At 64.1% G+C, this 25,042-nt stretch carries 25 protein-coding genes; 13 read left to right on the forward strand and 12 right to left on the reverse strand.

Features of this window, described 5'->3' with window-relative positions; translation table 11 throughout:
• The first annotated feature begins 3 nt into the window (after positions 1–3).
• The 5 genes from QRM57_RS17030 to QRM57_RS17050 are packed head-to-tail and all read left to right on the forward strand — an operon-like array spanning position 4 to position 6,806.
• The gene (locus QRM57_RS17030) at positions 4–876 is read left to right on the forward strand and encodes an acyl-CoA thioesterase (RefSeq protein ID WP_284987428.1); all 873 of its coding nucleotides are present in this window, start codon (positions 4–6) and stop codon (positions 874–876) included.
• 56 nt (positions 877–932) lie between these two features.
• Positions 933–2,627: an AMP-binding protein gene (locus tag QRM57_RS17035; protein WP_284987429.1), complete on the forward strand. Its 1,695-nt coding sequence runs from the start codon at positions 933–935 to the stop codon at positions 2,625–2,627.
• A 14-nt stretch (positions 2,628–2,641) separates the two neighbouring features.
• Positions 2,642–5,032 carry a bifunctional salicylyl-CoA 5-hydroxylase/oxidoreductase gene (locus tag QRM57_RS17040; protein ID WP_284987430.1) on the forward strand — a complete coding sequence of 797 codons (2,391 nt, stop codon included), beginning with the start codon at positions 2,642–2,644 and terminating at the stop codon, positions 5,030–5,032.
• 2 nt (positions 5,033–5,034) lie between these two features.
• Entirely contained in the window at positions 5,035–6,393 is a 1,359-nt protein-coding gene (locus tag QRM57_RS17045) for an MFS transporter (RefSeq protein WP_284987431.1), read from the forward strand.
• Positions 6,394–6,401: 8 nt separating this feature from the next.
• Entirely contained in the window at positions 6,402–6,806 is a 405-nt protein-coding gene (locus tag QRM57_RS17050) for an acyl-CoA thioesterase (RefSeq protein WP_284987432.1), read from the forward strand.
• A 60-nt stretch (positions 6,807–6,866) separates the two neighbouring features.
• Here QRM57_RS17050 and QRM57_RS17055 read toward each other — a convergent pair whose 3' ends face one another.
• Positions 6,867–7,400 carry an ABC transporter permease family protein gene (locus tag QRM57_RS17055; protein WP_257369770.1) on the reverse strand — a complete coding sequence of 178 codons (534 nt, stop codon included), beginning with the start codon at positions 7,398–7,400 and terminating at the stop codon, positions 6,867–6,869.
• A gap of 165 nt (positions 7,401–7,565) precedes the next feature.
• Here QRM57_RS17055 and QRM57_RS17060 point away from each other — a divergent pair, with 165 nt between their 5' ends.
• The gene (locus QRM57_RS17060; RefSeq protein WP_284987434.1) at positions 7,566–8,465 is read left to right on the forward strand and encodes a PaaX family transcriptional regulator; all 900 of its coding nucleotides are present in this window, start codon (positions 7,566–7,568) and stop codon (positions 8,463–8,465) included.
• Here the strand turns inward: QRM57_RS17060 and QRM57_RS17065 are convergent, their stop codons facing one another.
• Both QRM57_RS17065 and QRM57_RS17070 read right to left on the reverse strand, forming a co-directional pair.
• Positions 8,466–9,248, reverse strand: coding sequence for a VOC family protein (locus QRM57_RS17065; protein WP_284987435.1), 783 nt, complete (start codon positions 9,246–9,248; stop codon positions 8,466–8,468).
• A gap of 230 nt (positions 9,249–9,478) precedes the next feature.
• On the reverse strand, positions 9,479–10,120 hold the full coding sequence (locus tag QRM57_RS17070; protein ID WP_284987436.1) for an NADPH-dependent F420 reductase: 642 nt from the start codon (positions 10,118–10,120) through the stop codon (positions 9,479–9,481).
• Positions 10,121–10,203: 83 nt separating this feature from the next.
• Here QRM57_RS17070 and QRM57_RS17075 point away from each other — a divergent pair, with 83 nt between their 5' ends.
• Together QRM57_RS17075 and QRM57_RS17080 are read left to right on the forward strand one after the other, a co-directional pair.
• Complete coding sequence (locus tag QRM57_RS17075; protein ID WP_284987437.1) at positions 10,204–10,515, forward strand: hypothetical protein; 312 nt, start codon at positions 10,204–10,206, stop codon at positions 10,513–10,515.
• On the forward strand, positions 10,505–11,203 hold the full coding sequence (locus tag QRM57_RS17080; RefSeq protein WP_284987438.1) for an HAD family hydrolase: 699 nt from the start codon (positions 10,505–10,507) through the stop codon (positions 11,201–11,203). Before QRM57_RS17075 ends, QRM57_RS17080 begins: the two co-directional genes overlap by 11 nt.
• 80 nt (positions 11,204–11,283) lie before the next feature.
• Here the strand turns inward: QRM57_RS17080 and QRM57_RS17085 are convergent, their stop codons facing one another.
• Positions 11,284–11,724 carry a hypothetical protein gene (locus QRM57_RS17085; RefSeq protein ID WP_284987440.1) on the reverse strand — a complete coding sequence of 147 codons (441 nt, stop codon included), beginning with the start codon at positions 11,722–11,724 and terminating at the stop codon, positions 11,284–11,286.
• 72 nt (positions 11,725–11,796) lie between these two features.
• Complete coding sequence (locus QRM57_RS17090; RefSeq protein ID WP_284987442.1) at positions 11,797–12,408, reverse strand: NADPH-dependent FMN reductase; 612 nt, start codon at positions 12,406–12,408, stop codon at positions 11,797–11,799.
• A 185-nt stretch (positions 12,409–12,593) separates the two neighbouring features.
• Between QRM57_RS17090 and QRM57_RS17095 the strand changes: the two genes are divergently transcribed.
• From QRM57_RS17095 to QRM57_RS17115, 5 genes are all read left to right on the forward strand, one after another.
• On the forward strand, positions 12,594–13,760 hold the full coding sequence (locus QRM57_RS17095; RefSeq protein WP_284987443.1) for a Re/Si-specific NAD(P)(+) transhydrogenase subunit alpha: 1,167 nt from the start codon (positions 12,594–12,596) through the stop codon (positions 13,758–13,760).
• A complete protein-coding gene (locus QRM57_RS17100; RefSeq protein WP_257369756.1) occupies positions 13,760–14,092 on the forward strand; it encodes an NAD(P) transhydrogenase subunit alpha part 2 in 333 nt (110 codons plus the stop codon). The genes QRM57_RS17095 and QRM57_RS17100 overlap by 1 nt, the downstream gene beginning before the upstream one ends.
• Complete coding sequence (locus QRM57_RS17105; protein ID WP_284987444.1) at positions 14,089–15,462, forward strand: NAD(P)(+) transhydrogenase (Re/Si-specific) subunit beta; 1,374 nt, start codon at positions 14,089–14,091, stop codon at positions 15,460–15,462. Before QRM57_RS17100 ends, QRM57_RS17105 begins: the two co-directional genes overlap by 4 nt.
• Before the next feature lie 91 nt (positions 15,463–15,553).
• The gene (locus tag QRM57_RS17110) at positions 15,554–15,808 is read left to right on the forward strand and encodes a hypothetical protein (protein ID WP_235518444.1); all 255 of its coding nucleotides are present in this window, start codon (positions 15,554–15,556) and stop codon (positions 15,806–15,808) included.
• Positions 15,809–15,913: 105 nt separating this feature from the next.
• Positions 15,914–16,261, forward strand: coding sequence for a hypothetical protein (locus QRM57_RS17115; RefSeq protein WP_235518452.1), 348 nt, complete (start codon positions 15,914–15,916; stop codon positions 16,259–16,261).
• Positions 16,262–16,418: 157 nt separating this feature from the next.
• Here QRM57_RS17115 and QRM57_RS17120 read toward each other — a convergent pair whose 3' ends face one another.
• The 7 genes from QRM57_RS17120 to speB all read right to left on the reverse strand — a co-directional run bounded on the left by QRM57_RS17120 (position 16,419) and on the right by speB (position 24,874).
• On the reverse strand, positions 16,419–18,239 hold the full coding sequence (locus QRM57_RS17120) for an alpha/beta fold hydrolase (protein ID WP_284987445.1): 1,821 nt from the start codon (positions 18,237–18,239) through the stop codon (positions 16,419–16,421).
• The gene (locus QRM57_RS17125; RefSeq protein ID WP_284987446.1) at positions 18,236–18,835 is read right to left on the reverse strand and encodes a TetR/AcrR family transcriptional regulator; all 600 of its coding nucleotides are present in this window, start codon (positions 18,833–18,835) and stop codon (positions 18,236–18,238) included. Before QRM57_RS17125 ends, QRM57_RS17120 begins: the two co-directional genes overlap by 4 nt.
• A 122-nt stretch (positions 18,836–18,957) precedes the next feature.
• A complete protein-coding gene (gene mscL / locus QRM57_RS17130) occupies positions 18,958–19,422 on the reverse strand; it encodes a large conductance mechanosensitive channel protein MscL (protein ID WP_284987447.1) in 465 nt (154 codons plus the stop codon).
• Between the two features lie 123 nt (positions 19,423–19,545).
• Complete coding sequence (locus QRM57_RS17135; RefSeq protein WP_284987448.1) at positions 19,546–20,838, reverse strand: D-arabinono-1,4-lactone oxidase; 1,293 nt, start codon at positions 20,836–20,838, stop codon at positions 19,546–19,548.
• A gap of 29 nt (positions 20,839–20,867) precedes the next feature.
• Positions 20,868–22,376, reverse strand: coding sequence for an aldehyde dehydrogenase family protein (locus QRM57_RS17140; RefSeq protein WP_284987449.1), 1,509 nt, complete (start codon positions 22,374–22,376; stop codon positions 20,868–20,870).
• Positions 22,377–22,433: 57 nt separating this feature from the next.
• Positions 22,434–23,873 carry a purine-cytosine permease family protein gene (locus QRM57_RS17145; protein WP_284987450.1) on the reverse strand — a complete coding sequence of 480 codons (1,440 nt, stop codon included), beginning with the start codon at positions 23,871–23,873 and terminating at the stop codon, positions 22,434–22,436.
• Positions 23,870–24,874 carry an agmatinase gene (gene speB / locus QRM57_RS17150; RefSeq protein WP_284987474.1) on the reverse strand — a complete coding sequence of 335 codons (1,005 nt, stop codon included), beginning with the start codon at positions 24,872–24,874 and terminating at the stop codon, positions 23,870–23,872. The genes QRM57_RS17145 and speB overlap by 4 nt, the downstream gene beginning before the upstream one ends.
• Between the last annotated feature and the right edge of the window lie 168 nt (positions 24,875–25,042).

The following is a 25,042-nucleotide window of genomic DNA, read 5'->3' on the forward strand; positions in this document are numbered from 1 at the left end:
GCAATGATCACTGGAACCCTGACGTCGGAGACGTTCCTTAAGGCCGTGGAGCTCACGCCCGTGGCCGCAGAGGTCTTCGACGAAGCGTATGAAGCAACCACCCAGTACGTGCCGTGGCCAAAAGCCTATGGTGGAGACATGGTGGCGCAGGCTGCGGCTGCGATGATGCGCTCGGTGGATGCTGACAGGCAACTCCACTCGATGCACAGCTACTTCATGCGCCCGGTGGATATCGGCTCCAGCGTCCGGTACGAGGTGGAGCGCTTGCGCGATGGGCGCGGGTACTCCACCAGGACAGTGCGCGGCTTCCAGAACGGCAAACCGGTCTACGCCGCCATGGGTTCCTTCCAGGTTCCCGAGGACGGTCCGGACTTCCAGCCCCAGGCTCCTGCCGCCGTCGAGCCTGAATCGCTGCGGACAGCAGCGGAGGCGCTGGACGGCGTGGACGGCAAGGCAGCTGAGTACTGGTCCACGGGCCGCAGCTTCGATATGAGGCATATTCCCGGTCCGGTATATATCGAGCTGGAAGGCGGCTCTGTACCTCAGCAGGCCATTTGGGTGAAGGCCTTCGATGCCCTGCCTGACGACGCCGACCTCCACCGGACGGCTCTTGCCTACGTGTGCGATTACACCATCCTGGAGCCCCTGCTCCGGGTCAACGGACTCAATTGGTCCAGCCCCGGACTCGCTACCGCGTCCCTGGACCACTCCATGTGGTTCCACCGGGACGGCCGCGCCGACGACTGGGTTCTCTACGCCCAGGACGCGATCTCCGGCCAGAGCAACAGGGGCCTCGCCATGGGCCGCTTCTTCGACCGGGAAGGAAGGCTCCTTGCCACGGTTGCCCAAGAGGGCATGATCCGGGCCGGCGCCTAGCAACTTCCCACCTCCCCAACCATCGCTTCAACGACGCACCACTGAAAGGAACGGCCATGAGCATGACGCCATCGGCCCACGTGGACACGTTCACCCGCGACCACCTGCCGCCCGCCGACACCTGGCCGGCGCTTGAATTCACCCTCCCCGAACTCCAATACCCCGAGCGGCTCAACGCTGCGGCCGTTCTGATCGACGACGCTGTCGATCAGTTTGGCCCGGACCGTCCCGCCCTGTGGACGCCGGAAGGAACTGTCTGGACCTACGGTCAGCTCCAGACCCGCTCCAACCAGGTTGCCCAGGTCCTCACGGAAGACCTCGGCGTCCTTCCCGGCAACCGTGTGCTGCTGCGTGGCCCCAACAACCCCTGGATCGTGGCGGCCTGGCTGGGTGTCCTGAAAGCAGGCGCGGTAGTGGTCACCACCATGCCCATGCTGCGTTCCACTGAGGTCTCCACGCTCATCCAGCTCACCAAGCCGGTGGTGGCTATTTCCGACCACCGGTTCGTGGACGAGCTCGCGATCGCCGCCGGGGATGACGTCACCGTCCTGACGTACGGAGCCGGCAACGGGTTCGACGACGACGGCGACCTCGCCTCCCGTTGCGGGCATAAGAGTGGGAAGTTCACGGCTGTGGACACTGCTGCGGACGACGTTGCCCTGTTGGGTCCGACGTCCGGCACCACGGGTGTGCCGAAGGTGACCATGCACTTTCACCGGGACATCCTGGCCAATGCGGACACCTTTGCCCGCTATATCCTGCAGCCCACTGCCGAGGACGTCTTTGCAGGGTCGCCCCCGTTGGCCTTCACCTTTGGGCTGGGCGGACTGGTGGTGTTCCCGCTTCGGTTTGGTGCATCGTCGCTCCTGACCGAGAAGGCAGGGCCCGTGGAATTGGCTGAGCATGCCTCAAAGGCCGGGGCCACCATCCTGTTCACCGCCCCCACCGCCTATCGGGCCATTCTCAAGGAGAAGCGCGGGGACCTCCTGCGCAGCCTGCGGATTGCCGTTTCGGCCGGTGAGCACCTGTCCAAGGAAACCTGGGAAGCCGTACACCAGGCCACCGGGCTGCGTTTGGTCAATGGAATCGGTGCAACTGAGATGCTGCACGTTTTCATTTCCGCTGCCGGTGACGACATCCGCCCCGGGACCACGGGCCGTGCAGTACCGGGGTTCCGGGCGACCATCCTGGACAACGACGGCAACGAGGTTGGCCCGGGCAGCGTCGGACGGCTGGCGGTGATTGGTCCTACGGGATGCCGCTACCTGGACGATCCCCGGCAGGCGAACTACGTGGTGAACGGCTGGAACGTCACGGGTGACACGTTCGCCATGGACGCCGACGGGTACTTCACCTACCAGGCACGTTCGGACAACATGATCGTGTCCTCCGGCTACAACATCGGAGCTCCGGAAGTCGAAACCGCCATCGACCAGCACCCGGACGTGGTGGAAAACGCGGTCATCGGAATTCCGGATGAGGAGCGCGGCAGCATCGTCTGCGCGTTTGTGGTCCTCCGCGACGGCGTCGAAGGAGACGCCGCCAAGCGCAAGGAAATCCAGGACTTCGTCAAGCAGACCATCGCCCCGTACAAGTACCCGCGCGATGTCCGTTTCGTCACCGAACTCCCGCGCAATCCCAGCGGAAAACTTCAGCACTTCAAGCTCCGCGACGGCCTCCTGAAGCCGGATGCTGCGGCAAACGCTGACAAGAACGTACAACTTACCCCTGCCGGCCAGAGCCAGGCCTGAGAAGGAGCAACACCATGAAAATCGCAATCGTTGGAGGCGGCCCGGGCGGCCTGTACTTCGCAGCACTGATGAAGCAGCTGGATCCGTCCCACGACATCACCCTTTGGGAGCGCAACGCTGCCAGCGACACCTTCGGATTCGGCGTCGTGTTTTCCGATGAGACCCTGGGCGGCATCGGCAACGCCGATCCTGTGGTGGCTGAATACATGAGCCGTCGGTTTGCCCGCTGGTCGGACATCGACATCCACTTCGGTGGCGAGACGATCACCGTTGGCGGCCAGGGCTTCGCTGCCATGAGCCGCAAGGAACTCCTGGAGCTGCTGCAGCGCCGCTGCATCGAACTCAACGTGGACGTTCGGTTCAGCACGGTGGCTCCGCCGGTGGAAGAGCTCGAAGCCAACTACGATCTGGTCCTTGCGGCCGACGGCATCAACTCGCAGATCCGCGCCAAGTACGCCGACGCGTTCCAGCCGGATCTGGACCCCCGCAGCAACAAGTTCATGTGGCTCGGCACCAACCAGGTCTTTGAAGCCTTCAAGTTCTTCGTGAAGGAAACCGAGTGGGGCGTCATGCAGATCCATGGCTACCCGTACTCGGATGAGGGCTCCACCTTCATCGTGGAGATGCACCAGGATGTTTGGCACGCCGCCGGCTTTGACGAGACCGCCAACGAGGTCTTCCCTCCCGGTGTTTCCGACGAAAAGTCGATTGCCAAGATCCGCGAAATCTTCGCCGAAGAGCTGGACGGGTACGACGTCCTGACCAACAACTCCAAGTGGATCAACTTCACTACGGTCCGGAACCAGAGCTGGCGCAAAGACAATGTGGTGCTCCTGGGCGATGCCGCCCACACGGCACACTTCTCCATCGGCTCCGGCACCAAGCTGGCCATGGAAGATTCCCTCGCGTTGGCGGCCTGCCTGCACGAGCACCCCACGGTGCAGGAAGCCTTGGAAGCCTACGAAACCGAACGTCGGCCCGTGGTGGCATCCACGCAGCGCGCAGCCCAGGCATCCCTGGAGTGGTTCGAGCGCATCGGCCAGTACAAGGACCAGGACCCCACCCAGTTCGCGTTCAACCTGCTCACCCGCAGCCGCCGCATCACCCAGGAAAACCTGCGCCTCCGCGATCCCGAATTCGCCGACGCCGTGGACCGCGACTTTGCCGAGTCCCAGGGGCTCACCGAGGTGGCTCCGGCCATGTTCCAGCCCTTCCGTATCGGGGAACTGGAGCTGAAGAACCGCATTGTGGTCTCCCCGATGGACATGTATTCAGCCACGGACGGCGTTCCCGGTGACTTCCACAAGGTCCACCTGGGCTCCAAGGCCCTGGGTGGTGCCGGGCTGGTCATGACCGAGATGGTCTGCGTCTCGGAAACCGGCCGGATCACCCCCGGTTGCACCGGCCTCTACACGGATGCCCAGCGCGATAGCTGGAAGGAGATCGTTGACTTCGTCCACGGCCGTTCCACCGCCAAGATCGGCGCGCAGTTGGGTCACTCCGGCCGCAAGGGCTCCACCAAGCTCATGTGGGAGGGCATCGACCAGCCGCTTGAGTCCGGCAACTGGACCGCCGTCGGCCCTTCTGCCTTGCCGTACAGCGCCGAAAACCAGACGCCTGTGGAACTGGACCGTGCTGGGATGGACGCCATCAAGGCCGAGTTCGTCGCTTCTGCCGTCCGTGCCGAGGAGGCCGGCTTCGACCTCCTTGAAATCCACGCAGCCCACGGCTACCTGCTCTCCTCCTTCCTTTCGCCGGTGTCCAACCAGCGGACCGACGAATACGGCGGCAGCCTGGAGAACAGGCTGCGGTTCCCCTTGGAAGTGTTCGACGCCGTTCGCGCGGTGTGGCCTGCCGGCAAGCCGATGACGGTACGCATCTCCGCGACCGACTGGATCGAGGGCGGCAACACCTCCGATGATTCCGTGGCGATCGCGAAGGCGTTCGTTGAGCACGGCGCCGCGGGCCTGGATGTCTCCACCGGCCAGGTCGCCAAGGAAGAGAAGCCCGCGTTCGGTCGCAGCTACCAGACCCCGTTCGCCGACCGCATCCGTCAGGAAGTCGCCGCTCCGGCAGGCGTGGCAGTGATCGCCGTCGGCGCCATCTCCAGCTACGACGACGTCAACTCCATCCTCCTCGCCGGCCGTGCGGACCTCATCGCGCTCGGCCGTACGCATCTCTACGATCCCCAGTGGACCCTGCACGCTGCGGCTGAACAGGAATACCAGGGCCCGGGCGCCCAGTGGATTCCGCAGTTCCGCGCCGGACGCCGCAAGCCGCCGAGCTCACGCACCGACGCCGTCCGTCCGCGTCTGTCGCTGCTCAAGGAAGTGGACATTGAAGAGGCCACCACGCACCTTCGTTGGACTCCCCGGTCCGACGCAGCATCGGTCCTGGTGAAGTAGTCATGGCAACCGCACCCGTCAATGACTGGAATGTACCCACCAAAACAACCGGCCTGGTGTTGTTTTGCTGCTGGATCGCGATCCTCGCAGAGGGATACGACGTCGGAGTCCTCGGCGCAGTGCTCCCGGCCCTGGCTGAGTACAAGGAATGGAACCTCTCGCCGCTGGCACTGGGCGGATTGGGTTCATATGCCCTGATCGGCATGCTTATTGGAGCGCTCTTCATCGGCACCCTGAGTGACCTGGTGGGCCGCAAGAGGATGCTGTTGGCCTCCATGGTCATCTTCACGCTCACCCAGGCAGGCGCAGCGTGGGCACCTACGCCGGAACTGTTCGGCCTGTTCCGCCTGATCGGCGGCTTGGGTATGGGCGGTGTCATCCCCGTGGCGGCGGCATTGACCATCGAGTACTCGGCCCCGAACAAGCGATCCTTCAACTACGGGCTCATGTACTCCGGGTACTCCCTGGGCATCGTAGTGGCGGCCCTTGCTGCCTTGTTCGTGCTCCCGATCGGTGGGTGGCGTGCAGTGATCGCCATCGGCGCCGCGCCCGTGGTGCTGCTCCCCATCATCTGGAAGTTCCTCCCCGAGTCCCTCGAATACCTTGAGTCCAAGGGGCGACGGGCTGAGGCCAAGGCGCTGGCGGCCAAACTGCAGATCTCCGACTACCGGCCGGTGGTTCCTGCCGCTCCCGTGCCCGGCGCCCAGGCGGAACCGTGGTGGAGGACGATCACCACGATGTTCTCCCGAAAGTACCTGCGCTCTACGGTCTTCTTCTGGATTTCCCTGTTCCTGGGCCTGCTGCTGGTTTACGGCCTGAACACGTGGCTGCCCAGCATCATGAAGAAGGCCGGTTATGACCTCGGCTCGTCGCTGACATTCCTGCTGGTCTTCAGCCTGGCTTCCGCGATCGGTGGCCTGCTTCTGGGCCGGGCCGCGGACAAGTACGGCAAGAAGCTCATCCTGGTGGTGTTCTACATTCTGGGCGGCCTTGGCATCATGCTGTTGGTCTTCCCCAACACCATGGTGGTCAACCTGCTCTTCGTGGCCTTCGCTGGTATTGGGTCAATCTCAACCTCTCTGGTTTTGACCGGCTACATCGCCGATTACTACCCGTCGAAGGTCCGTGGAACGGCAACCGGCTGGGCGTTGAGCTTCGCCCGGCTTGGTGCCATCTCGGGACCGTTGATCGGTGGCTGGATTGCCGGCTCGAAGCTGCCCTTCGAGGCGAACTTCGCGATCTTCGCCGGTATCGCAGTGCTGGCGGCCGGTGCGGTGGCGTTGATTCCCAAGCCACAACCTGAGGTGCCGGTATCCGACGTCGACGTCGACCCCGACGACGCCGCAGTCAGCGCCCGTTAGGAGCATAAGTGGAAAGGTTTCCGGAGGCGTGCGTCGAGCGAACGGTGGAATGGGTGGACACCGACGCCTCCGGACACCAGCACAATTCGGCCATTCTGCGCTGGGTGGAAGCCGCCGAAGCTGAACTCTTCCGGTTACTGGACCTGCCGGAGTATTTCCCCAGCGCACCCAGGGTCCAGCAGGTCATCAATTACAAAGCCAAGCTGTGGTTCGGCCAGCGCATCACCGCGACGGTGAAGATCAGCGCGCTGGGGCGCACCTCGCTCACCATGGCATTCGAGGTGACGTCCGACGGCGGGGACGTGGCGGCTTTCGGTACGGTCACCACCGTCCACGTTCCCGAGGGCGGCACCTCAGCGGAACCGTGGCCGGAGCACTTCGTCCGGAGGATCACCGCGCGGGATGGCACTTAATGACAATGCCAGGGCCCCGGATTGTCATTTAGTGCCATCTCGGCGGGGATTTGGGAGCCCTTAGCGGAGACCCTTCAGGATGTTCTTGGGCCGCTGCATCTCACCATGCTTGGCGCCGAGGATGATCACCCAGGCCGCGAATGCGGGGATGGCCCACTGCAGAGCCTTCAGCTGGGTCTGGGCTGACTTGAGTTCGTCGGAAGCGCCCGCGCGGGGCTCGGTGGCTCCTTCTGCGCCCTCTTCGGAGAGCTCATCGACCTTCTTGCCAACAACGCCCGCGTAGAGCGTGACGGCAGCTCCGGCCAATGTCACCACGGTCTTGTAGATGGTGTTGGCGGCGACGCTGTCCTGCTTCGCGATCCTGCCCTTGTTCTCCCAAGCGATTGCCAGGTCTGAGGCGAGGTGCCCGGCGAAGGCTGCTGTCTGCACAGGAGCCCACTTGCCCCAGCCCTTGCTCGACAACCGGGTACGCTCCGTGGGATCTTTGGCTTCCGCGGCGGCTCCATTCAGCCCAATGGCCCCCATCAATGAGCCGCCGAACCAGGCCGCGGCCGTAAGGTCGTGAATGGAGCGTGCTACCAGGTTTCCTGCCATGATGTGCTTCCTATCGTTTGAACGGAAAGATCTCTCCGGGGCAGTAACAGCCCTGGAACAGCGTCCGTCCATACTAAGCATGCTTAGTATGGCTCGGCTAGTCTCGGGCGAGGTCCGGCGCCGACCTATGATGAACTGGACTGGCGCCCAATGCGGGGCGCGGAAATGAGGATCCTTCCGATGTTCGCCGTCCCGGCACCCCCGGTGCGCCACCAGCAGCTGCTCGTTACCATTTTCGGGCTCTATGGTCGGAACGCAGGTGATGCCCTGCCGGTGTCCGCACTGATTTCCATGTTGGGCTCACTCGGTTACGACGCTCCGGGCGTGAGGTCCTCCGTCTCCAGGCTCAAGGCAAAAGGCGTGCTGAAGAGCGTTCGCGAAGGCGGGATTGCCAAATACAAAATCTCGGAGTCGGTCAGCGACGTGTTCCGCGAAGGTGACCGCCGGATCTTTGCCCCTGAGCAGCCTGCGCCGGTGGATACCTGGGTGCTGGCCGTTTTCTCGGTGCCTGAGTCCATGCGGAACCGGCGGCATCAACTGCGTTCAGCGTTGTCCGGCTTGGGCTTCGGCTCGGTGGCTAACGGCGTGTGGATAGCGCCGGCCCACAAACTTGAGCAGGCCAAGGAGCGTCTCACTGCCAATGGTTTGATCGAGTTCGTGGACCTGTTCCGGAGCGACTACGTCTTTGATGGACCCATGCGCCCCAAAATCTCCGAGTGGTGGGACCTCAAGGAACTTGATGAACAGTTCACCGAGTTCCTTGGACTCTATGGGGACGCGGAGCAGCAATGGATTGAGCGCGTGGGCGAGGACCCGAACGTTGCCCTGGCCCAGTCCACAGAGGAGTTGCGGCGTGACGCGTTCCGCTACTACATCCCCATGCTGACTATGTGGCGCCGGTTTCCGTACCGGGACCCGAACCTGCCGACGGATTACCTGCCGCCAGAATGGCACGGCCCGGCTGTCCGCAGGACTTTCCAGGCTGTGCATCGTCTGGCCGCACCCTTGGCTGCCGCCCATGCGCACGAGATCATCGCCGAAGCGCTGGACCCGGCCGCGGCCTGACTATTCGCTGGTTCGCGGTGCGTCGATGAGGCCGAACACCTCTCCCTGTGGACCCCGCACCACGGCCATGCGTCCCAGCGGGCTGTCCGTGACCGGTTCCAGGAGTGTCGCACCCAGTTCAACAGCCCGGGTGGCAGAGCCCTCCACAAAGTCGCTGGCGAACCAAGTCATCCAATGGTTGGGTGTGGTCCCGGAGAGCCCGGTGTCATGGTGGACCCCTGCTACTTCGCGGCCATCCAGGGGCCTCCGGATAGTGGAGTAGACCAAGCCATCCTCCGTAACGTCCTGGTAGCTGACGTCGAAGACTCCGGAGTAGAAAGCGCGGGCCGCTGCGTAGTCGCGGGTATGGAGCTCGTTCCAGCACAGTGCGCCGTGCTCGTTGACCCGCTCCGCGCCGATGTGGTTGCCTGCCTGCCAGACTCCGAACACTGCGCCGGCGCTGTCCACGGCCAAGGCCATGCGGCCGGAGTCCGTGACGTCGAACGGCTGCGCAATCAGCTGTCCACCCGCTGCGCTGATCTTCTTCGCGGTGACGTCAACATCGTCCGATGCGAGGAACGTTGTCCACGTGGTGGGCATGGATGGATCCTGCTTGGGGCCCAGTCCTGCCACGGCACGCCCGCCAACACAGGCCAGGACATAGCCGCCCGCGTTCTGGCCGCCGGAGATGAAATCCCAGCCGAACAGGCCAGAATAGAAGGATTTCGCCGCTTTGGGATCATTTGCGCCCAGGTCCACCCACATGGGGGTTGCTGCAGGCCAGCTCGAGATTCGTGTGGACATGGGACTCCTCGCGTAGGGGCTTTTAGGGCGAAGCTGCCTCCCCGTAAGCCCATGCGCCGGGCCTGACGGAGAGGCAGCCACCCATAATGTGCGCGCCGCCGCCGATTCGTGACACCGTTTCGCCGTCCTTTTTTCGGCCTCCAAGGGGCCAATTGCCGGAACCAAAAAGCACCTATGACAAAGGCGGCGGGCAAGCATCAGCCGCTTGCCCGCCGCCGTGCCTAACGGGATTAGACGGTGCGGGTTGCCTTAGCGAGGTTCTCGCGGAGTTCGTCCGCATTCTGCCGTATGACGTAGGCGGGGCGGTCGCGCTCGACGCGCCAGCTGTCTTCCAGCGGGCCGATGTTGACGGTGTCGAAGCCAAATTCGTCGTAGAGCTTGGTGACAAGTTCTGCGGCTTCGGGGAAGTCGCTGGCGGTCGCCAGGGCGCGGCGGTTCGGCGTCCCGGCGGGGGTGCCGTCAGTGGTGATGTCCTTGGCAAAGATGTGGTTGAAGCCCTTGGCTACCTTGGAGGTGGGGAGGTGCTTCTGGAGGAGGCCTGATGTGGTTGCTTCGCCGTTGTCCAGCTCGGGGATACGGCCGTCGCGCTCCCAGTAGTAGTTGTTCGTGTCGATGACCACCTTGCCCTCAAGCGGCTCCGTGGGGATGCTCTGGTAGTTCTTCAAGGGAACGGTCACGACGGCGAAATCGCCTGCCGCTGCTGCTTCGGCTGCCGTGGCGGCCCGGGCCCTCGGCCCAAGTTCCGCGACCAGATCGCCCAGCGTCTCGGGACCCCGCGAGTTGCTGATCACGACGTCGTAGCCCAGTTCCACGGCCTTGCGTGCAACCTGGCTGCCAATGTGTCCTGCACCGATGATTCCAATTGTTGTCATGTAGGTGCCAACAAGATGTTGCAGGCGCGTATTTCCCGCGTTACGCCACATTTCTTAGGTGGCCTATACTAAGTAGTCTTACTATGCATTTCATCGATGACGAGGAGGTTGGCGTGGCCGGGCACTTGGAGATGGTTGAAACGCCCGACGGGGGATATCGGATTCTGATGGTGGACGGCAATGACGCCCTCATGGGCCTCTCAAAGCGGTTCTCTTCGGTGGATGAGGCGGTGGAAGGCGTGGAGGCCATACGGGAAGTGGCCGGCACTGGGCTGCTGCGGCAAGCCTCTTCTGATCGGTACGCGGTACTGATGCTGGAAGAGCCCGCCATTGATTCGGCGCTCGCGGCGCAAGGTACCCGCACGGCATCGGAAGTGGTGGGTTGTGGCAGCTGAGGTGAAGTCCCAAAAGACGCGCGCAGTCCTCTTTGATGTGGACGGTACGCTGATCGATTCCAGCTACTTCCATGCAATGGCCTGGTGGCAGGCGTTCAGGCGCGAAGGGCTGGACATCGAAATGTCGGCCATCCACCGCCGCGTAGGCATGGGAGGCGACAAGCTGATCCAGAGCCTGGTCCCGGACTGCACCGACGAAATGCAGGAAGACTTGAAGTCGGCCCACGGTGCCGTATTTTCGACCTTCTGGCCGACGCTCCGGCCCTTCGATTCCGCGTGTGACCTTCTGGCGGCATGCTCCAACGCCGGTCTTGCGGTCGGCTTGGCATCATCGGCGCAGGAACGCGACCTCGACGTGAGCCGCCACCTCCTCGACGCAGGCTCCTCCATCGACGCCTGGACCAGTTCAGATGACGCCGAGGAAAGCAAGCCCGCCCCGGACATCCTGATGGCCTGCCTGGAGAAGCTCGGCGTGGACCCCGAGGATGCCGTCTTTGTTGGCGACGCCGTGTGGGACGTGAAGGCCGGCGCTGCGATCGGGGTGCCGGTGGTTGCCCTGACCTGCGGTGGAATCAGCGAAGCGGAACTGCGGGACGCAGGAGCCGCGGAAGTCTACGACAATCCGCAGCAACTGCTGGAACACTTGGAGACGAGCCTTATTGGGAAGTTGAGCGGCCGGGGAAGTTGAGCGGCCGGGCCAGCTGACCGCCAGAATCACCTGACCGGCAGGGGGGCGCCTGGCTCCTTGGGGCGAGGCGCCCCGCCCGGTTACCGGACGTCGTCGTGCTGGATGCCTTTGTCCCGACCGCGGCGGTTGCGCAGCGTCCAGATGATGAGCGCGATGATGATGACGGCGGCTACCCCAGCGAGGACCCACGGAACAACGTCTGTCCGGGTTTGCTGTTGCTGGCCGGTTTCGCTGGTGCCGGGGTTGGCCGGTCCTGTGCCCGCTGGGTTTGGAGCGTCGGACGTTGGCTCCGCCGTGGGGGTTGCTGTGGAAGGGCCGGTTGGGTTGCTCGGCTCGGGTGATGGGCTCTGCGTGGTTGCGGCAACGCTGCCCTGAAGGCTCGTGGCCGCGTTCGCGGCTCCCGCGGTGGAGGCGGCGGTGCCGGCGAAAAGGGTCACTGCCAAGGCGGTCATAGCTACTCTGCGAAGCATCTTCTTCTCCTGGGGTAGGGCCTGTTCGTAAATCCTCGCAGTAGTAAGCATACTGACTAAATTGCAGTCCGAGGGGTACCGGGTGTCGCCCGTTCAGGTCCGGGCGACACCCAACACGCGGTCCTAGCGGTTCAACTTGTCGGCATCCGGTTCCGGGTCGCCGATGTGGCCCGGTGCGTTGGCGGCAAGGACGCGCTGCACGAACGCGCTGTACTCCTCCATGTAGTGCCGCAGGAGGCCTGCGGTGCCTTCGTCCTTAACGGAACCGTCGTCGTCGTAAGCGTCCGCGACAAAACGGATGTACGCCTCCGGTGCGTTCAACTGCGGCGCGTCCAGGAAGCTCAGCACGCTCCGCATCGAGGACTGCATCACCGCAGTGCCGATGCCGCCCGGCGACGCTCCGATGATTCCGGTGGGCTTCCGGGCGAAGGAATTGGTGCCCCACGGGCGGGAGCCCCAGTCGATGGCGTTCTTCAGCGCGCCCGGAATGGAGCGGTTGTACTCCGGCGAGACGAACAGGATGCCGTCCGAGGCCGCGATGGCATCCTTCAACGCCTTGCCGGCGGGCGGAAAGTCGTCGTCGTAGTCGGAGCTGTAGAGGGGGAGGTCCTTGATTTCGATCTCATGGAACTCGAGTTCCGGCGGCGCCACGCTGATCAGCGCCTTGGAGAGGGTCCGGTTGATGGAGGTACTTGAAAGACTTCCTACGAAATAGCCGATTTTGAACGTGTCCATAGCGGCGTTCCTTCCCGACGGCACGGCCGGAACCGGCTCGTCGACGGTGTGGTGGCTGGTTGCCACCAGCTTCCACCGACCCTAGTGGACTTGTGCACATAGCGCAGCCCCCTACTCCCGCCCGGACCCTTGCGGTCATAGACTCATGCCAACTGGTTTCTGGCGAGTTCCGGAGAGGGGTGGCGTTGAAAGCAGGGATTGGGCGCGAGAGGCTCGACGGTGAGCGGCGGGTGGCCGCTACGCCGGAAACGGTCAAGCAGTTGGCGGGCCTTGGACTCGACCTTGAGATCGAGTCAGGCGCCGGCGCTGCCTCCGGCCACAGCGACGACGACTACCGGGCCGCCGGAGCGGCCGTCGTCCAGGCCCTGGACCTTGGGACACTCGACATCTACTGCCACGTGCGCCCCATGGACCCGACGACGGCGGGATCCCTCCAGCGTGGCGCGGTCACCGTGGGACTGGGGTCGCCGTCGTCGGAGTTGCCAACCGTGCGGGCCCTCGCCGCTGGCGGCATCACATCGTTCGCCCTGGAGCTGGTGCCCCGGATTTCGCGGGCCCAGTCCATGGATGCACTGACTTCCCAGGCCCTCGTGGCCGGGTACCGGTGCGTGCTCGAGGCAGCAATGCGTTTGCCCCGGTTCTTCCCGCTCTACATGACGGCGGCCGGAACCATCCCGCCGGCCCGGGTGCTGGTCCTTGGAGCTGGCGTGGCTGGACTGCAGGCAATCGGAACAGCCAAAAGGCTTGGCGCCCGCGTCTCGGCGAACGACATCCGGCCCGCGTCAGCAGACGAAGTAGCGTCCATGGGCGGAACATTCATCAAGCTGGACCTTGAAACGGCGGAAGCCTCGGGTGGCTACGCCCGGGAACTGAGCGCCGACAGGGGAGCCCTGCAACGGGCACTCCTTGCTCCACACGTTGCCCAGGCCGATGTCCTGATTACTACCGCCGCTGTTCCCGGAAGGCGGGCACCGCTCCTGGTGAGCCGCGAGATGGTCCAGGGCATGCGGCCTGGGTCGGTGGTGATTGACCTGGCGGCAGAGTCCGGCGGCAATGTGGAAGGGAGTATTCCGGGGCAGGATATCCCCGTCCCCACTGGCGACGGCCAGGGCACGGTGACCCTGGTGGGAATCAAGGATCCGGCCTCCGCCATGCCGGCGGACGCCTCGCGCTTGTACGCCAAGAACGTGGCCAACCTTTTGGCGCTCATGACCCGCGAGGGCGTGGTTTCACCCGACTTCTCGGACGAGGTGGTGGCGGGGGCGTGCCTGACGCACGATGGCGCCATCCGGCACGCGCCCACCGCGGAAGCACTTGCAGCACTTTCCCCCGGATCCGAAGGAGCACCTTGATGGACGGCATGAGCCTGTTGACGATCACGGTCCTGGCAGTCTTTGTGGGCTTCGAGGTTGTTTCCAAAGTCTCCAGCACCCTCCACACACCCCTGATGTCCGGGGCGAACGCCATTCACGGCATCATCCTGGTGGGTGCCATCATCGTCGCCGGGCAGGCTTCTGATCCGTGGGTCCTGGCGGTCGGCCTGCTGGCTGTCGTCCTTGCCACGGCCAACCTGGTGGGTGGGTTCGTGGTGACCGACCGCATGCTGGAGATGTTCCGGGGACGGCAGCGGCCGCCGTCGAGCGCTGATGCCGGGCAAGCCACGGGCAGGGAGGGGCGTCGATGACCCTTCTGAACCCCACTTGGACTGCGCTGCTGTATCTAGCAGCTGCCGCCTGCTTCATCCTTGCCCTGAAGGGGCTGAGTTCGCCCAAGAGCGCGCGCCGCGGCAACCTGATCGGGGCGTTCGGGGCGCTTGTGGCCGTGGTGGCGGTGTTTTTGTCCGTGAAGCTGGACAACATCCCCTGGATCCTGGGGGCGATCGTGGTGGGTGCCGGCGTTGCTGCCCCCGTGGCGCGCAGGGTGCAGATGACCCAGATGCCGCAACTCGTGGCCTTGTTCAACGGTGTGGGCGGTGGTGCGGCGGCCCTGGTTGCCCTGCTGGAACTGCCGCATACGGAAGACGCTTGGGTTCGCTTGGCCATCGTGTTCACCCTGTTGGTGGGTGCTGTGTCTTTCGCGGGTTCGGCGATCACCTTCGCCAAGCTGCAAGGGCTCATGACCACACGGCCCGTGACGTTTCCCGGGCTGCCCGTCCTCATGGCTGTGGTGCTCCTGGCCGCCGTCGCTGCCGGCGCAGTGGTCATCGCCAGCGGCGCGCCCGGCTGGGCTGTGGTGCTTCTGGTCCTCGGGCTCGGAGCCGGCGTCCTTCTGGTGCTGCCGGTGGGTGGCGCTGACGTGCCGATTGTCATCTCGTTCCTGAATGCCTTTACTGGCTTGGCTGTCGCCGCATCGGGCCTGGTGCTGGGGAACGTCCTCCTGGTCGTTGCCGGAACACTGGTGGGAGCATCCGGCACCATCCTTACCCGCGCCATGGCATCGGCCATGGGGCGCAGTGTTGCCGGCATCATGTTCGGTGCCTTCAAGGGTGGCTCCACCGCAGGTTCAACGACAGTGAGCGAACGGCCGGTCCGCTCCTCCAGCGCTGAGGACATCGCAGTGCTGCTCGGCTACGCGCAGCGTGTGATCATCGTTCCCGGGTACGGACTCGCCGTGGCGCAGGGGCAGCACACCGCGGCGGAACTTGCCTTGGCTTTGGAGGCCCGGGGGATTGACGTGGACTTCGCCATCCACCCTGTTGCGGGACGCATGCCCGGACACATGAATGTGCTCCTCGCCGAGGCAAACGTTCCCTACGAGTCGCTGAAGGAAATGTCGGACATCAACTCTGAGTTCAAAACCACGGACGTCGCATTGGTGGTGGGTGCCAACGACGTCGTGAACCCCGCGGCCAAGACCACGGCGGGCTCGCCCATCTACGGAATGCCAATCCTGGAAGTGGCCGACGCCCGGCAGGTGGTATTCCTGAAACGCTCCATGAGGCCGGGGTTCGCCGGCGTCGAAAACGAGTTGCTCTATGAACCGCAGACCACGTTGCTGTTCGGGGACGCGAAAGACTCGCTGACCAAGGTGTTGGGCGCCGTAAAAGCACTCTGATGAATGCGGACAGCATAAACGCGTCATTTATGCGCCGTTGATGGCACACGTCATGTACAGGAACTGTGTACACCAGGCTAGGAGTCATCGAGTGAAAGACCGTGGGAACGAATCGTTGTTTGGATCACGCCTCGAAACAGCGCGGGGAAAGCGGGTGTCCAACTGGAAACTGCTGGTGGGCCAGGCCGTCCAGATCTGGCGTGGGAACGAGATCGTTGACCAGGGCCAGGTGGAAGCCGTCACTGCTGACGGCAGCGTCCTGTGGCTGACCCAACGGGGAGCGATCGGACGCCGGATGGTCACGAAGGAGCGGGGCGCGGGCCTCTGGGTCCAGCTCATGAACTGACCCCAGAGGCTCGCCCTGTGCGCTCGCCGTCGGGTATTCCGGGCCGTCCGTCCGCGCCCTAAGCTGGGGCGTACCAGCCCAAAGCCTTAACTGAGAGGTTGCGACATGACCGTGAAGCTCAACAAGAAGGCCTTCGAGCACGCCAAGGCCCTGATCCGTGATGGCAAGGTGGCTAAGGACACCCGGGACGACTGGAGTGAGCATGCCCCCTCAACCAAGGACGAGAATGCGTTCCTGGACAAGCATGGCCATGCCGAGTACTCCAAGTGGTTCCTCGGCGTCGACGACGAACACCCGGATGACCAGAAGGGCCACTACAAGTTCCCCATCGGAGACTTCACAAAGATCCACCGCTGCGGTGTCATCGCCGCCGAAAGCCGCGCCGGCCAGAACGATTACGATGACATCCGCGATGCCCTGGGAAAATTGCTGGACCGGATCGACAAGGACTAGCCGGCAAGCAACCTGCCCCATGCGGGGTCAAGCAGCGGCGCGCCGGCCAGCCTCAGGGCGTGCCAGAGGGTGACCGCCACGGAATCGAGAACGGGTACTCCGGTGCGGGCCTCCACCTCCGCCGTGATGTTTGCGCCGTAGAGGTTGCCGACCGTCGTTAGCAGCTGTAGCTGCGGGTGCCCTGCTCGCGTGAGGGATTCTTGAGGAGGCTGGCGAGAGCGTCGCCGTGGGTCAACTGCGGGTGGTGCCCGGCGCCCGGAACCACAATCAGCTCGACGTTGGGAAGGGACTTGAGCTGCACGGCCGCATCGGCGGTGAGTGGGTCCTCGCTTCCCGTGATGATCCGGACCTGGCCGCTGAACCGCCCCAGGGCGTCCTGGAGTTCGCTGCGCCACTGCTTGGATCCCGTCAGGGCGAGATGCTGGGCCACCCTCGTGGCACTGCTTCGCTTGAGGTCGGCCACGCTGGATCGGAGGGCTTCCCTGCTCGCATCCGTGCCGGTCAGTTGCTGTGACAACCTTGCCGGTCCGACACGTCGCAGGTAGGAGCTGACCAGCGGCCGAAGCCTGGACAACGCGGGTGTCGCCGGCTGGAGGAAGAATGGCGCGATCAACGTAAGGGACGTGACCTTCGCGGGCACCCGGTCTGCTGCGACCACTGCTGCAGCGGCACCGATCGAATGGCCGATAAGGTCGACAGGTTCCCCCTCCAGCAGGGCGGGCAGCCACCCTTCCCAGTCCTGAACGCCCGCTCCTCCGCTGAGTCCGAGTCCGGGAATGTCCATCACGCGCGCCCCGATATCAGCCGCCACTCCAGCCCACGTGTCTGCGTTGACCGGCAGGCCGGGAAGGATCAGCCTGGTGGGCCCGGCGACGCCCAGTTCGAATGTCCGTATGCCGCCGACGTCCACGAACCGACGGTCCTCGGCCATGATGGCCCCGAACCGATGCGCGGCCAGGTAATCGGCCCACCGTTCCAAGGACAGCAGCACGTCCGGCATCCGGATTCCGTGTTTGTCGGCGAACTTGATTGCTGACTGGGTTGGGTAGCGGTCGGAGGACATGAAGGTAAGCGTCTCGGGATCTGCCTTGGTGATCCGCTCCGGGAGCCGCTTGATGACCCCAACCGGCAGCCTTAGCCGTGGGACCTTCGCGCCAAGATGCCGGCCGACATGCGTGAGCAGGTCCGCCAGTGGCGGTGTGGCGTCGTCGAGAATCCAATACGCGTTGCCCGCAGTAGCCGGGTCGACCGCGGCAGCCGTCATGAAAGCCGTAAGATAGTCGACCGTAACGACCGGGAGGAACGTCGTTTCGTCTCCTGGCAACGCCGCAACGCTGCCTTCCCAGATCTGTCCGATGGTGGTGGGCAGCCCGATGAGCTGGTCGGATTCCCCAGTCACGCTGTCGCCGATCAGGCTGGACGGGTTGACGATGGTCCAGGGGATTCCGCGTTCCATGGCCAAGGCCTGGAAGATCGCGTCGGATTCCACTTTTGAGGCTTCGTAGGCACCAAGTTCCTTGTAGGCCGCAGCGCGGTAATCCTCTGACCATGGAATGGTGGTTGGATCCTGTCCGCCGACGCGGTATCCCGACACATGGACGACGCGCTGCAGTTTGGGGAGATCCGTGGCGAAGTCCATCAGCTTCTCGACGATGCCGACGTTCGCGCTGCGTGCCTCGTGGGCGGTCATTCCGAATCGGTAGGTCCCGGCGCAGTTGTGGATCTCGGTGACGTCCGGGAATGTCGAGGGGCCTCCAGTGACGATCCCGGGGGAATCGAAATCGACGATCGTCGTGTTGATGCTCCCTGTCAGGCCGTGCTCCCGCACCCATCGCTCGACACGGGCACCGGACTCGGCGGTCCGTACAGCCGCCGTGACGTTCGCGCCAGCTTGGGCCAGGGCCAGGACGAGATGCCTGCCAACCAATCCCGAGGCCCCGAAGACCAGGGCGTGGCGGGGGCCTTCAAGTGTTGTCATCGGGTCCTCCCAGTGGTCTCGAGGCGCTGGTTGATGAGCTCTGCCACTACATCAGCGGCCGAAGCCAGGGGTTGGGTACTCATCATGGCGCGGGAGACGATCACCGCGCCCTCGATTGTCGACACAATGACCGTCGCCAAGGACCGCGCCTCCTCTGCGTCAATGCCGCTTGCTTCCAGCAGCGCGGACGTCGGTACGATCCACGACTCGAAGGCAGTGGCACATGCCTGCCGCAGTCGCTCGCTCTCAGCGCCCATCTCCAAGGTGACGACGGAGACAGGGCAGCCCAGTTGGAAGTTGCCCTCGCTGACGATCGTCGCCAAAGCCTCAATGGCGGCGCGGGCAGCTTCAGCCGGGCCGCCTGCGGAAGATGCCGCCTCCGCGATCAGGGCCTGGAATTGCGTCGCGGCGAGGTCGACCGCTGCGACTCCCAGGTCCTCCTTCCCGCCGGGAAAGTGGAAGTAGACAGACCCCTTGGGCGCGGCGGCGTGTTCGATCACAGCGTTCAGGCCTGTGCCGCTGTAGCCGCTGGTCTGGATGAGCTGCAGCATCGACTCTGTAAGCCGTGCCTTCGTCAGGTTTCCTTTGATAGCCATGAAAAAATAATAGACCGGTCTATATATTTTTGTAAACCAGCGCAACCCGAAGCAAAAACCCGGCCCCCTCGTGTGAGGGAGCCGGGTTTTGGGCGGAGCTATTTGTAAAGGCTGTACTGGCCCTAACGGACGGGGTCGGAGCCGAGCCCGGGGTCGAGCGCGGAAGCGGTACCTGCGTTGCGGGCCGCGGCTGCGTCCTTGAGGAGGTCGCGGATTTCGGCGAGGAGTGCCGTATCGGCGGGGAGCGGTTCTTCCTCGGGTTCCTCGGTGGAGAGGCGGTCCTTGACCAGGGAGTTGATCTTGTTCATGGGCGCCACGAAGATGAAGTAGACCACGGCAGCCGTGATCACAAAGGTGATCAGGGCGGTCAGGACGGCACCGAAATCGACGAACGTGGCGGGGTTGTTTTCCCAGATCTTGAAGCCCAGGCCCTCGGCGTTCATGCCACCGGCAGCGGCGATGACCGGGTTGATGATGTGGTTGGTGAAGGCCCCGACGAGGGCGGTGAAAGCACTGCCGATAACCACGGCAATGGCCAGTTCGATCACGTTGCCGCGAAGGATGAAGTCTTTGAAACCCTTAAACATGGAGTGTCCTCAGCTCGGGTGCGGATGTCTGCCTCAGCAGTGAACAAACTACCATCCCCATGTTTCAACCCGGTGTAACGGGGTAGGGGAGTGCATCACGCGCTCCCCTACCCCGTGATGTGCTCAGCCAAACAGCGACCGGGTGTGGTCGTTCAGGAACATTCCGCGGGGATCGAATTCGCGGCGGACCTGGAGGAAAGTGTCCAGTTCCGGGTAGAGGCGTTCCAGGCGGCTGCGGGTCATGAAGTGGATCTTCCCCCAGTGCGCCCGGGGCTCGAATTCCTGGAGCACGGCGTCGGCATCCCGGAAGAACTGCCAGTAGTCGGTGCCCGGCTTGGTGGTCAGGGTGACCACAGTGCTGTCGCGGCCCTGGAACTGGGACATGTACGCGTCGTCGGCCTTCACCCAGCGCACCTCGACGGGATACTTCTGGTCCGGGTGCTTGCTGCGGATCAGGTCCTGGATGGCCTCGACGGCGGCCAGGCCGTCCTCGCTCCGGACAAAGTATTCAAGCTCGTGGAACTGGGTGGTGAATCCGCCCGGGTAGATCCGGTAGGAGCGGTCCAGTCGGGCGCCTTCAACCGTTGAGATCTGGCGCTCGTCCTCGACGGACGCCACGTTGTACCGCTTGGTGTAGCTCCGGTTCCCCATCCGGTGATCCGGCGAGCCCGGCAGGTCCAGGAGTTCGCACGAGTCATCCTCGGGGCACCACAGGAATGAGTAATGCCGGTTGTGATCGATGTCTGCCTGCCATGTGGAGGTCGTTTCCGCCCATGTGGGATACGTGATCTGCTCCTGCAGGTAGTACCTGTCCTCCACCTCCAGTTCAACCTCCAGGAAGATCCCCAGCGTGCCCAAGGCCGTCTGGGCCGCCCGAAGTTCGCGGAGCTGGTCCTCGCCGATCTCCACGATCTCGCCGTAGCCGTTGATCAGTTTCACCCAGCGCAGTTTGGAGGAGAAACTGCCCAGGTCCTTGCCGGATCCGTGGGTGCTGGTGGCCAGCGCTCCGGCGATCTGCTGCTTGTCGATGTCACCTTGGTTGCTCAGTGCGAGTCCTTGCTCCCACAGCGCATCCCCGAAAGCATTGATCGTGGTCCCGGCCAACGCCCTGGCCCGACGCGCCAGTCGATCAGTGCCGGTGATCGCGGTGAGGCCCGACATGTCCATCAGGACGCCGCCGGTCTGCACCAACGGTGAGGAAGAGTGACCCGAGCCGACCGCCCGCACGGGCAAGCCTTCGCGGATGGCGAAGCGGACGGCGTCGAGCGCTTCTTGTTCGTTCCTGGGCCGAACGGTAAAGGCGGGCGTTGCGCTCTGGTTCCCGCCCCAGTTGGTCCAGGTGGCGTCGGTGTCGAAGGGGGCTGTGGGGGTGGCTGCCGCCGCTGCGCCCGATGCCCGGGAAACGTGAGTTGTCATGGTGGAAGCTCCGTTGCTTGGTTGGGCGCTCACGCGCCGTGGTTGATCATGACGTGCTTGGTGCGTGAGTAGTCATCCAGGGCGTAGAGCGAGAGGTCGCGGCCGTAGCCCGAACCCTTGAATCCGCCCCACGGTACCTCGCACGCCAGGACCAGGTGCGCATTGACCCACACCGTGCCGAAGTCCAGTTGCTTGGGAATCCGGAGGGAAAGGCTGGAATCGCGCGTCCACACCGAAGCGGACAAACCATAAGGGCTTTCGTTGGCGCGGATGACTGCCTCTTCCGTTGAGGCGAACGTCTCCACAGTGACCACGGGGCCGAAGATTTCGTGCGTCGCGATGGGCGCTCCCGCCGGAACATTGGTGATGACCGTCGGCTCGATGAAGTAACCAGTGCCTTCCACGGCCGAACCGCCGATCGCGATCTCCAACCCGGCAGCGCGGGCCTCAGCCAGTGCCTCCTTGACCCGTTCGAAGTGCGGAAGGGAGATCATGGGGCCAATTTCGACGTCGTCCCCTGCGTCCGGAGCGCCCAGAACCAAAGTGCCCACTTCCTGCACCAGATGCTGGGTGAACTCCTCTGCCACGGACTCGTGGACCAGGACCCGGCAAGCCGCGCCGCAGTCCTGGCCGGCGTTCCAGAAGCCGGCGTTGCGCACGCCGGCAGCGGCGGCGCGGAGGTCGGCGTCGGGGAAGACCACAACGGGAGCCTTGCCGCCGAGCTCCAAGTGCACGCGCTTGACGGACTTTGCAGCGGTTTCCGCCACGGCCTGCCCGCTGACGACGCTTCCAGTCAGGGCCACCAGGGCGATGTCCGGGTGGTCGGAGAGTCTCTGCCCCACGGTCCGCCCACGGCCCGTGACGACGTTGAGGATGCCGTCCGGGATGCGCCCGGCCAACACTTCCACCAACTTCAACGTGGTCAGTGGGGTTTGCTCGGACGGCTTGATGACGATGCTGTTGCCGGCGGCGAGGATTGGCGCGATCTTCCAGGCGGCCATCAGCAGCGGGTAGTTCCACGGGGTAATCACGCCGACGACGCCAACAGGTTCGCGGAGGATCACGGAGGTGTGGTCCGTTGCGTAGTCGCCGCCGGCCATGGAGGTCAGGGTCCGGGAAGCGCCGGCCATGAACCGGAAGGTGTCGATGGTGCTGGAGACGTCGTCTTCGGAGACTGCCTGCGGTTTACCCGTGTTGGCTGACTCGAGGGCCTCGAAAACCGCGCGGTTCTCTTCGATGATGGTGGCGACGAGGTTCAGGACATCGGCACGTTCCTTCGGGGTGGTGGCACCCCAGCTTTTTTGGGCGACGACGGCGGCGGCAACAGCTGCGTCCACGTCGTCGGCCGTGCCGGCCTGCACTGAGGCGATGACCACCTCGGTGGTGGGGTCCACGACGTCGATGGTCTGGCCCGAGGAGCCGGGGACGAAGGAGCCGTTGATGAAGTGCCCGGTGGGCGGGAGGACCGCAGCGACGTTGGAGGTGCCTTCAGCCGCGGAACGTTTGACGGTGAACTTCTCGGTCTGGGTGATGGTCATGGTGATTCGCTTTCAGGGAAGGTCGGGCCAGGGAAGGTCTGGTCGGAAGAATTCTGGTCAGGGAAAGTCGGGGGCGAGTGCAGTTGCGGGAAACGGCACGGCCTCCGTCTTCTTGCCGAACACGCGGGCCGCGACGTAGTACAGGGGAGCGACCACCACGAGCCCGACGATCCAGGAGATGTCCACGCCTCCCAGTGCGGCGGCCATCGGGCCTGTGTAGATGGCGGTTGCGGAGAAGGGAACCTGGATGAGGGCGCCGGCAACGTAGGAGCCGATGGCGACCCAATTGAACCGCCCGTACACGCCGCCGTCGCGCTTGAAGAAGTCTTCAACCCGGTAGTCGCCGTGCCGCAACAGGTAGTAGTCCACCAGGTTGATGGCCGTCCACGGGACCAGGACGTACATCAGGAAGGACAGGAAGTTGGTGTAGAAGAGGATGAAGTTGTCGCGGGCGAACAGTGCAATCGAGACCGCCAGGACAAAGAGGACGACGGCGGCGATGCTCCGGGTCTTCGCCCGGGGCAACCACGTGGGCTTGAAGGTCTGCCCGATCGTCAGGGTGCAGAGGACGCCGCAGTACAGGTTCATGGCGTTCGACGCAGCCACGCCGAGGCAGAAGATGCCCACGATGACCAGGGTCCACGGTTGAAGCAAGGCTCCCAGGCTGCCCACGATTTCCACGTTCTCAGCACTTAGGGTCATGGCCAGTGTGCCCACCAGAGCCCCCAGGATCATGGGGAACAGGGTGCCCAGGACGCAGCCTGAGTAGGAAGCCCAGAAGGCGGGCCCTGACCCGGTGCCCTGAGGCATGTAGCGGGAGTAGTCCGAAACGTAGGGCGCGTAGGCCAGTTGCCACAGGGCTGAGACGGAGATGGTTCCCATGAAGCCGACCCAGTTGAAATTGCCCGTTTCCAGGAAGCTAGCGGGCAGTCCGTCCACCACCAGGATCCAAGCGAAAGCCAACAGCAGCGCCAGTCCGGCTGTCACGCTTAGGACGCGTGCATAGGCGTGGATGAGCCGGTACCCGAAAATCGTCGCGATCACACTGACTACCCCGATGATGATGATGCCCGCATCAACGCTGATGCCGGGGCTGACGGCGGCCATGGCCTCGCCGCCGAACACCAGGTTGGCTGCGAAAAAGCCGACGTACATGACCACCACGATGACCACGATCAGCAATGCCCCGAATGAACCGAACTGGCCTCGGGTCTGGATCATCTGCGCCACGCCTAGTTGCGGACCCTGGGCCGAGTGCAGCGCCATGAAAATGCCGCCCACCACGTTGCCAATGATGATGCCCACGATGGCTGGCACGAAGCCCAGGCCGAACACCGTGGTGGCGAGTCCGCCGGTCACGATGGTCATGATCATGATGTTGGAGCCGAACCAGATGGTAAACAGGTCCCTGGCCTTGCCGTGCCGCTCGTTCAAGGGGATGGGCTGGATGGTCTTGTCCTCCAGCCGGGGCACTTCGGTGACAGGTGCGGTGCTCATGATGCGCTCCTGGATGCCGAAGCCAGTTCACGGTCACCTGCGGTGCTTGCCTTGCTGCGGTTCACCATCACACCGAGCAGATCGAACACCAGGGTAGCCGCTGCCACGGTGGTGATGTCCGCATGGTCGTACGCCGGAGCGACTTCGACGACGTCTGCGCCCACGATGTTGATGCCGTCCAGCCCGCGGAGCAGGGCCAGGAGTTCGCGGGAGTGGAGACCGCCCATCTCCGGAGTGCCCGTGCCAGGCGCGAATGCCGGGTCCAGGACGTCGATGTCGATCGAAACGTAGACCGGGGTGTCGTCGAGTCGGTCCTTCACCTGCTGGATCGCGGCCGGGACGCCCATAACGTCCAGGTCCGAGCAGCGGATGATCTGAAAACCGAACTCGTGGTCGCGGAGGAAGTCGTTGCGGTCGTAGACGGGGCCGCGGATCCCCACGTGCATCGACTTGTCCTCCACCAGGAGGCCCTCCTCAAAAGCGCGCCGGAAGATGGTCCCGTGTGTGATGGGCTGGTCGAAGTACGTGTCCCAGGTGTCCAGGTGGGCGTCAAAGTGCAGCAACGCAACCGGGCCGTGGACCTTGTTCAAAGCCCGAAGCATGGGCAATGCGATGGTGTGGTCGCCGCCGATGGAGATGAGTCGTTTCTCCTCGCTGATCAGGGGCAGAGCCTGCTCCTCGATCTCACGCACAGCGCGGGTGATGTCGTAGGGAGTGCAGGCGATGTCGCCGGCATCCACTACCTGTGCCTCGTACACGGGCTCGACGTCGAGTTCCGGGTGGTAGCCAGGGCGCAGGAGCCGCGAGGCCTCGCGGACTGCGGCCGGACCGAAGCGGGCGCCGGGGCGGAAAGAGGTTCCGCCGTCGAACGGAACACCGACGATGGCGATGTCGTAATCCGGGACGCGGTCGATCTGGGGGAGCCGGGCGAAGGTGCCCAGGCCTGCGTAACGGGGAACTTTGGTTGCATCCACGGGGCCAATGGGCTGGTGCGTTGTCATGGCTGGATCCTTCAGGTAGCTGGGGCGCTCGCCGTTGAGCGGGAAGTGCATACCTCAATTCTTCGTGACGCGGATCACTCCGCATAGCGGTACATTGACTACAAATGGTCGAAGCGTTTAGACAAACGTCTAAGCGCCGCGCGGCGACTGCCATGCGCAAGGGAAGGG

The sequence above is a fragment of the Arthrobacter sp. fls2-241-R2A-172 genome (genome assembly GCF_030208885.1).
Classification (GTDB): domain Bacteria; phylum Actinomycetota; class Actinomycetes; order Actinomycetales; family Micrococcaceae; genus Arthrobacter.